The 8,365-nt window shown below is 73.7% G+C and carries 8 protein-coding genes and 1 pseudogene; 2 read left to right on the top strand and 7 right to left on the bottom strand.

The window, feature by feature from the left end; all coding sequences use genetic code 11:
• Nucleotides 1-97: 97 nt before the first annotated feature.
• The 3 genes from AC07CM_RS08180 to AC07CM_RS08170 form a co-directional block, all read right to left on the bottom strand.
• Complete coding sequence (locus AC07CM_RS08180) at nt 98-415, bottom strand: CU044_2847 family protein (protein ID WP_478875514.1); 318 nt, start codon at nt 413-415, stop codon at nt 98-100.
• Nucleotides 416-517: 102 nt separating this feature from the next.
• Nucleotides 518-1,153 (bottom strand): hypothetical protein, encoded by a 636-nt coding sequence (locus AC07CM_RS08175; RefSeq protein WP_478875513.1) that lies wholly within the window; start codon nt 1,151-1,153, stop codon nt 518-520.
• Nucleotides 1,154-1,265: 112 nt separating this feature from the next.
• Entirely contained in the window at nt 1,266-3,101 is a 1,836-nt protein-coding gene (locus tag AC07CM_RS08170; RefSeq protein WP_478875512.1) for a glycoside hydrolase family 3 protein, read from the bottom strand.
• A 354-nt stretch (nt 3,102-3,455) separates the two neighbouring features.
• Between AC07CM_RS08170 and aroA the strand changes: the two genes are divergently transcribed.
• A complete protein-coding gene (gene aroA / locus AC07CM_RS08165) occupies nt 3,456-4,691 on the top strand; it encodes a 3-phosphoshikimate 1-carboxyvinyltransferase (protein WP_478875511.1) in 1,236 nt (411 codons plus the stop codon).
• Between the two features lie 49 nt (nt 4,692-4,740).
• A pseudogene (locus tag AC07CM_RS08160) lies at nt 4,741-4,896 on the top strand (RBBP9/YdeN family alpha/beta hydrolase); the annotation flags it as partial.
• Here the strand turns inward: AC07CM_RS08160 and AC07CM_RS08155 are convergent.
• The 4 genes from AC07CM_RS08155 to AC07CM_RS08140 form a co-directional block, all read right to left on the bottom strand.
• Nucleotides 4,886-6,127 (bottom strand): MFS transporter, encoded by a 1,242-nt coding sequence (locus AC07CM_RS08155; RefSeq protein WP_478875510.1) that lies wholly within the window; start codon nt 6,125-6,127, stop codon nt 4,886-4,888. The pseudogene AC07CM_RS08160 and the gene AC07CM_RS08155 sit on opposite strands and share 11 nt — an antisense overlap.
• A gap of 113 nt (nt 6,128-6,240) precedes the next feature.
• Entirely contained in the window at nt 6,241-7,041 is an 801-nt protein-coding gene (locus tag AC07CM_RS08150) for a sugar phosphate isomerase/epimerase family protein (protein ID WP_478875509.1), read from the bottom strand.
• Between the two features lie 17 nt (nt 7,042-7,058).
• Nucleotides 7,059-7,991: a bifunctional helix-turn-helix transcriptional regulator/GNAT family N-acetyltransferase gene (locus AC07CM_RS08145; protein WP_478875508.1), complete on the bottom strand. Its 933-nt coding sequence runs from the start codon at nt 7,989-7,991 to the stop codon at nt 7,059-7,061.
• Between the two features lie 48 nt (nt 7,992-8,039).
• Nucleotides 8,040-8,365, bottom strand: a 326-nt coding sequence (locus AC07CM_RS08140; RefSeq protein WP_478875507.1) for a hypothetical protein, incomplete at its 5' end; no start/stop codon positions are given.

The raw sequence follows: 8,365 nt of genomic DNA, 5'->3' as shown, positions 1-8,365 counted from the left end.
GGGGGGGGGGGGGGGTGGCATTTTCTTCTCTCTCTCCCCCCCCCCCCCCCCCCCCCCCCCCGCTCCCCCCCCCCCCCCCCCCCCCCCCCGCGAACCGTCAGGAACCCTCGCCCTTCCACGACACGGTCACCTGCAGATGGCCGGCGGCGCTGCCCTTGGTGATCACCGCCCCGGCCTCGACCGCGAGGTCCACGCCGAACTCGATCGTGATCTCGTCGGGGCGGGCCTTGCGCAGCTGGTCGAGGGCGGCCTCGGCCGCGTCCGTGATCGGCCCCAGAGCTTCCTGCAGGGTGGCCGGCATCTCCCGGACGATGTCCGTGATCCGTCCGGCCTTCACCGGGCCCGCCACCGCGGCGGGCGCCTCGACCAGGACGGAGCCCCCGCCCTCCAGGGGGATCTGGGTCAGAGCGGTCATGGCGCTTCCTTCGGTGGGTGCGGGTGTCCGTCAGGGGTCCCAGCCAGCTTCCGGCTCTCCTGGCATATGCCGCAGCTCGGAGTGGGCCGTACGAAGGAGGTGTCACACCGGCCGGGCGCAGCCCACCGGGTTCCTGCCGCCCAACTGGACGTAGAGGACCGTCGTCGCGGGGCAGGAGGACCGGTCGGTCACCGCCTTCGTGACCTTGTACCGCGGTTTCCGGCGCCCCGAGCCGTCGCACGCCGTCTCGCGCACCTGGCCGTCGCCCGAGTCGTACACGCAGTCGCCGGGGATCGTGCGCGGGCCGCCTCCGCCGCCCGGGTCGCCGGGGTGCGGGGGTTCCAGGTTGCGCATGCAGGCGTAGCCCTGGGGGATCGCGCCGTCGCCGTCCTCGTCGCCCGCCGGCCGCTGTTCGCTGATGTGCAGGACGAAGTCGGTGGCCGCCGGGCACAGCGGACCGTCGGTGACCGCGCCGTCGTAGCGGGCCACGACCCGGGCGGCGGCCCGCTCGCCCGCGCACGGCACCTCGGTGAAGCCGGCGGTGCCGAAGGAGCTGCACTCGCCGACCGCGAGGAACTGGGCGCCGTAGCCGGAGGGGAGGACGGTGGCGGGCCGGGCGTTGCCCACGGGGGCGTCCGCCGGGCCCTGGCACCCGGTGAGCAGGGCGGCCAGGGCGATCAGGGCGGGGGCGGCCGGCAGCAGCCGGTGCGCCACCCCCGCGGCACCTTTCCCGAGCATCGCATTCCCCCCAGACACCCCCGTCCAGCGTGGCCCCGTCGCCGAGGCCACGCCAGACATGCGGGATGGTTTCCGCCCTTTGGGGGGTTTGTGTCCGTTACGTGACGTACGTCTAGTACGTCAGCCCGTGGCCGAGGGGATACAGCACCTGCGCCGGATCGTCCGCCCGCTGCACCGGCACCGGGAGCCTTCCGCGCGGAGCCACCCGCCCGGCGATCACCCGGGCCGCGGCCCGCAGTTCGACGTCGGTCCAGGAATAGGACGCCAAGTATGCCTTCACCGAGGTGAGTTGGGCCACGTCGTAGGGGTTTCTGACGGCGACCGCCACCACCGGTGTGCCGGTCGCGAGCAGCCGCTCGACCAGGGTGCGCTGGGTACTGCCCGCCGTCACGTTGTACGTTCCGACGACCACCGCGTCCGCGTCCTGTGCCGCCGCCACGGCACGGGCGACGACCGTCTCCGACGGCGCGGTGCCGGTGGACAGGGCGGTGGCGGTGAAGCCCAGTTCGGTCAGGGCGCCGGCCAGGACACCGGTGGGCGGGCCGGTGGTGCCGGACGGGGAGGCCGGGTCGGCGCCGACGACGAGGACCCTGGGCTCCCTGGCGTGGTCGAGCGGGAGTACGCCGTCCTCGTTGACCAGCAGGGTCGTGGTCCGCTCGGCGATCCGGTCCGCGGCGGCCAGGTGGGCCTCGGTGCCGACCGTGCGGTCGACACCGGACCGGGTGACCTGGGCCCGGTCGAGGAGACCGAGACGTGCCTTCAGCCGGAGGATCCGCAGGATCGATTCGTCCAGGCGGGCCTCGGTCAGCTCGCCGTTCTGGACGGCCCTGAGGACCGCGTTCCACGCCACGTCGAGCGACGGCGGGTTGAGCAACTGGTCGACGCCGGCCTTCAGGGCCAGCACCGGCACCCGGTCGTCGCCGTACTTGGTGCGCACGCCCTCCATGCCGAGGGAGTCGGTGACCACGACCCCGTCGTAGCCGAGTTCGCCGCGCAGGATGCCGGTGAGGATCGGGTGGGAGAGGGTGGCCGGGTCCCCGGAGTCGTCGAGGGCCGGGAACTGGATGTGGGCGGTCATGATCGAGTCGATGCCCGCCTCGATCGCGGCCCGGAAGGGCACCGCGTCCAGCTTCTCCCACAGGTCCCGGCTGTGGGTGATGACCGGGAAGCCGGTGTGGCTGTCGACGGCGGTGTCGCCGTGCCCCGGGAAGTGCTTGGCCGTCGCCGCGACCCGGGCGGTCCGATAGCCCTTCACCTCGGCCGCCACCAGGGCCGCGAGCGCGGCCGGGTCGGCCCCGAAGGACCGTACGCCGATCACCGGGTTGGCCGGGTTGACGTTCACGTCGGCGTCGGGCGAGTAGTCCTGGTTGATGCCCATCGCGCGCAGTTCGGCGCCGGAGATCCGGCCGAGGGTGCGGGCGTCGGACCGGGAGCCGCCCGCTCCGATCGCCATCGCGCCCGGGAACAGCGTGGCCGGTTTGCCCACCCTGCACACGATGCCGTGCTCCTGGTCGGTGGCGATGAGCACGGGCAGGCCCCGGGGCTGCTCCAGGGAGGCCTGCTGGATGCCGTTGGACAGGTCGGCGATCTGGTGCGGGTCCCGGGTGTTGTGGGCCCAGGTGAAGTAGATGATCCCGCCGACCCGGTACTTCGCGATCAGTTCGGCGGCCGTGCGGACGCCGATCTCCTGGAGGTTGGCGTCGATGTCGGCCTGGTCGGGGGCGGTGGCGGAGTGGCCGTAGACCCGCATCACGAAGAGCTGGCCGACCTTCTCCTCCAGGCTCATGCGGGAGACGAGGGCGCGGAGTCTGCGGTCGTTCGAGGCGGCGGCGTGGGCGGCGTGGGCGGGTACGGTCAGCGCGGCGGTGAGTCCCGCAGTGGCTGCGAGGACGGTCCGTCTGGACGGCCGTGCGGTGTTTCCCGTGCTTCCCGTGCTGCTGTCGTGCACGTGCGCTCCTTCCAGAGGAGAACCGCTGAAGGAAACTTCCGAGGAGTCACCAATATCCGGGAAGTTTCTTTCCGTCAAGACAATGCACAGTAAGCCAGAACGAGGCCGCCATCGGCGCATGGGAGGGGGGCGCGCCGATGGCGGTGGGCTGTCGGGCGTGGTGCGGCGGAGAGGGTGCGTCGGCGTTCGCGGCCAGCGGCGAGGGCCGACACCGCACCACGGGACTGTCCGGCAGCCTGAGCGTTGGACGGCCTTCGGCGGCAATGGGTTCCCGTGCGCCGGACTACTGTCCCGACGGGTCCAGACCGTGGACGTTCCGCCCCCGCGCCCGGCCGGCGGACCATCATGGCGGCCATGCCCGCTGTCGACATCCCCGGTTCCAAGTCCATCACCGCCCGCGCGCTCTTCCTCGCGGCCGCCGCCGACGGTGTCAGCACCCTCGTACGGCCCCTGCGCTCCGACGACACCGAGGGCTTCGCCGAGGGCCTGGTCCGGCTCGGCTACCGGGTGGGCCGCACCCCGGAGGTCTGGCAGGTGGACGGCCGCCCGCAGGGCCCGGCGCTCGCCGAGGCCTACGTCCACTGCCGCGACGGCGCCACCACCGCCCGCTTCCTGCCCACCCTGGCGGCCGCCGGCCACGGCACCTACCGCTTCGACGCCTCTCCGCAGATGCGCCGGCGCCCCCTCGGCCCACTCACGCGAGCGCTGCGCGACCTCGGTGTCGACCTGCGGCACGAGCAGGCCGAGGGCCACCACCCCCTGACGGTCCGGGCGGCCGGGGTCGAGGGCGGCGAGGTCGTGCTGGACGCGGGCGAGTCCTCGCAGTACCTGACCGCGCTGCTCCTGCTGGGCCCGCTGACCCGCACGGGACTGCGGATCCGGGTGACCGACCTGGTCTCGGCGCCGTACGTGGAGATCACGCTCGCGATGATGCGGGCCTTCGGGGTGGAGGCGGTCCGGGACGGCGACGTCTTCGAGGTCCCGGCCGGCGGGTACCGCGCCACCACCTACGCGGTGGAGCCGGACGCCTCGACCGCGAGCTACTTCTTCGCCGCGGCGGCCGTCACCCCGGGCCGTGAGGTGACCGTGCCCGGCCTCGGCTCCGCGGCGCTCCAGGGCGATCTGCGGTTCGTCGAGGTGCTGCGGCGGATGGGCGCGCACGTGGAGGTGGCCGAGGACCGGACGACCGTACGCGGCACGGGAGTTCTGCGCGGGCTCACCGTGAACATGCGGGACGTCTCCGACACCATGCCGACGCTCGCCGCGATCGCGCCGTTCGCCTCCGGACCCGTCCGCATCGAGGACGTCGCCAACACACGGGTGAAGGAGTGCGACCGGCTGGAGGCCTGTGCGGAGAACCTCCGCCGGCTCGGCGTGGACGTGGCGACCGGCCCCGACTGGATCGAGATCCGGCCCGGCGCGCCCCTGCCCGACGTCGGGATCAAGAGCTACGGCGACCACCGCATCGTGATGTCCTTCGCGGTGACCGGCCTGCGCACACCCGGTCTGTCGTACGACGACCCCGGCTGCGTGCGCAAGACGTTCCCGGGCTTCCACGAGGCGTTCGGGGCGCTGAGCGGGATCGGCTGAGCGGGATCAGCCGGCAGCGGCCGACCGGGCCGCCGCCCGGCTCAGTCGCTGCCCGGAGGGCGCCGAGCGCGTCTTCGGCACACCGCTCGGCATCCCCGCCGACGTCGTCCCGGGCGCCGCCCACCTCGACCTGGACGCCGGTTACGGCTCCTGGCCGGCCGTCCTCGACCGGTGCCTGGACGGCTCCGCACCCCTCACGGCGCGTCCGGCGAACCCGTGGCGCCGTCCCGCAGCTCGGGCGTCGTCGCCGCGACCGCCGCCACCGCCAGCACGCACATCAGTCCGCCGGTGACCAGGGCGGTGGCGCCGGAGGTCCAGCCGGCGACCAGGCCGCCCCGAATGTTGCCGAGGTTGGGTCCCGCCTGGCCGACGATCTGCTCGGCCGCCGTGACCCGGCCGAGCAGGGCGTCCGGGGTGCGGGTCTGCACGATCGTGGAGCGGGAGACCACCGAGGTGGAGTCCGCCGCCCCCGCGACGGCGAGCAGGGCGAGGCCGGTCCACGGGTCGGTCGACAGGCCGAAGCCGAGCAGGGCCGCGCCCCAGGTGGCGGACGTGCACAGCATCACCGTGCCCGGCCGGCCGAGCCGGGTCAGCGCGCCGGACAGGGCCGTCGCCGCGATGCCGCCCACCGCGAGTGCGGACAGGAACAGACCGAGGGTGCGCGGGTCGTCGCCGAAGCGCTCGGCGTTGACCAGCGGGAACAGACTGACCGGGAAGGACAGCACGGTCGCCGCCAGATCGGTGATCAGCGCGCCCCGCACCACCCGGTGCCCGGCCAGGAACCGCAGCCCGTCCAGCACCCCGTGCACACCCGCCCGTGACGGCGCGCCCTCCGGACGCAGCGCGGGCAGCCCGAAGGCGCCGTAGAAGGCGACACAGAAGCTGAGGGCGTCGAGCAGATAACAGGCGCCGACGCCCAGCCAGCCCAGCAGCACACCGGCCAGGGCGGGGCCGATCAGCATCATCGACTGGCCGGTGATCTGGTTCAGGGCGAGACCGGCGGCCACCTGGTCCTTGGGCAGCAGACGCGGTACGAACACCCCGGCCGCCGGGGCGCCGAGCGCGCCGAACGTCGACTGCACGGCGACCAGCGCGAGCACGCCCGCCACCGGGACTTGGCCCGTGAAGCCCTGCACGGCCAGCAGCAGGGAGCAGGCGGCCTGGCCCACGGTGGCCGTCAGGTAGATCCGGCGCCGGTCCGCGCGGTCCACCCGGGCCCCCGCGAACAGCCCGAACGCGATCAGCGGCAGCGCCTGCGCCAGCCCGACCGCGCCGGTCCACGCCGTGCTGTGGGTCATGTCCCACACCTGGTACATGACCGTCACCACGGTCATGAACCCGCCGAGCACGGACACGGTCCGCCCGATCAGCAGCCGCCGGAAGACGGGCGAGGCGCGCAGCGGCCGTACGTCGATGAGTGAGCGGGTGAGGCTCATGAGAGGGAACGGGGGCGGGGGAGGGCGCGCGGGGAGGGCTGCTGGATCACCGGGGGAGGCTAACCGGCCCCCTCGGCTCCGGCCAGCGAATTATCCGGCGCCCGCCCTGCGTGCTAGGCGGCCTCGCCGAGCAGTCGTACGAGATGGTCGCGGCCCGCGCCCAGCAGCTCCGGGAGCGGGGCGGCCCCCTCGTACCAGCGCTTCTCGTACTCCCAGCACAGCCAGCCGTCCCAGCCGTGCCGGCACAGGACGTCCACGCACTCGGTGAGCGGGAGGACGCCGGCGCCGAGCGGGAGCGGGGTGGTGTCCTCGGCCGAGGCGATGTCCTTGACCTGGACGTAGCCGAGGTGCGGGGCCAGGGCCGCGTAGCTGTCCGAGGGCTGCTCGCCGCCCAGCCAGGTGTGCATCACGTCCCACAGCGCGCCCACCTGCCGGTGGCCGACCGGGCCGAGGACGCGGATCACGTCGGCGCCGGTGGGGTGCGAGTCGTGGGTCTCCAGCAGGATCCGGACCCCGAGCGCGGCGGCGTCCTCGGCGGCGGTGCCCAGCCGCCGGGCGGCCACGGCGTCGGACTCCTCGTGGGGACGGTCCGGGTCGGCGCCGGGGAACACCCGCACGAAAGGGGCACCCAGGTCGTGCGCCAACTGCAGGAGTCGGCGGATCTCGTCGATGACGGGGGTGTCGTCACCCGGCGCGGCGACACGCGCGTACCCGGCGAGGCCGAGCAGCTCCACCCCGGCCGCCTTGAACAGCGCGGCCGTCTCGGCGCGCTCGGCGGTGGTGAGGTCCGGGTGCACCGGCTCCTCGGGATGGGCGCGCAGTTCGACGCCGTGATAGCCGTGCGTGGTCGCGAGCGCCAGGACCTCAGGCACGGGCAGGCCGGGGACACCAAGAGTGGAGAACGCCAGCTTCATGTCCCGGACCCTACTCGTCAGGTGCCCGATCCGTGCAGATCCAACCGCCAGTCCTGGCCGACCAGATCCTTGCCGAAGGAGCGGTGCGGCTTCTCGGCGACCAGCGCGAAGCCGTGCCGCTGGTAGAGGTGGCGGGCGCTGCTGAGCACGTCGTTGGTCCAGAGCACCAGGTCGCGGTAGCCGACCCCGCGCGCGAAGTCGACGACGGCCCGCACCAGCCGGTCGCCGATACCGTGCCCGCGCGCCTCGGGCTCGACGAGGAGCAGCCGCAGCCGGGCGGTGGCCGGGACATCGTCCCGCACGCACATCACACACCCCACCGGACGGCCCTCCAGCTCGGCGATCCACACCCGCTCCAGATGCGGGTCGTGGTCCTCGGCGAAGTCGGCGACGATCCTCGCCACCAGGCCTTCGTAGTCGGCGTTCCAGCCGTACTCGGCCGCGTAGAGGGCGGCGTTGCGCTGCACGATCCAGCCGAGGTCGCCGGGGCGTGGCTCGCGCAGCACGACCTCCCCGGGCGCCGGTGCCGGCCCGTCCCCGAGGATGCCCCGGATGGTCCGCATCGCCTCCGCCAGCCGTGGCCGGTCCTCGGTTGCCACGGTGTCCAGAAGCGCCCCGACCGTCTCCCGCGCCCGCTCGTCCAGCAGCCCGGCGGCGTCCCGCCCGCGTGCGGTGAGGGTGACGCTCCTGCGGCGCGGATCCGCCTCGGACGGCTTGCGCTCGACCAGCCCGGCCTCCTCGAACCTGTTCAGGATGCGGCTCAGATACCCCGCGTCCAGATCGAGCTGGGCGCGCAGGTCGGCCGCGTCCAGCTGCCTGGCGTGCGCGAGCTCGTACAGCACGCGGGACTCGGTGAGGGTGTACGGCGCGTACAGGTGACGGCCGTAGTCGAGGGCGCCGATGACGCCGGTGTAGAAGCGGTTGAAGGCACGGACGTCCTGGACCGTCATGATCGCCCCCGGATACTTGACTCAGTCAGAGATACCGCGCTTCCGAGACTAGGCCGGTACGGCGACGGCGTCGACCCCCGCGGCTCGCAGTCTCCGTGCGAGCAGCTCCGTCTCCGGACGCGTTCCGCCGTACTCCCCGGCCATCACCTGCTCCGCGAGCGCCCGGACCTCGGTCGGCCCGACGCCGAGTCGCTCCCGGAGCACCCGCACGACGGTCAGCCGCTGCGCCGAGTCCGCCAGCCGCAGATCGGTGCGCCCGTGCTCGGCGAGCATCCGCTCCCGCATCTCGTTCGGCAGCTCCCTCCCGCACACGGCCACCGCGTCCCCGCACGCCCCGCAGACCGTTTCGGTGTCCCAGCGCAGCGAGTCGTCGT

This window comes from Streptomyces sp. NPDC044061 (genome assembly GCF_056434305.1).
This window is presented reverse-complemented; position numbering and strand designations above follow the sequence as displayed.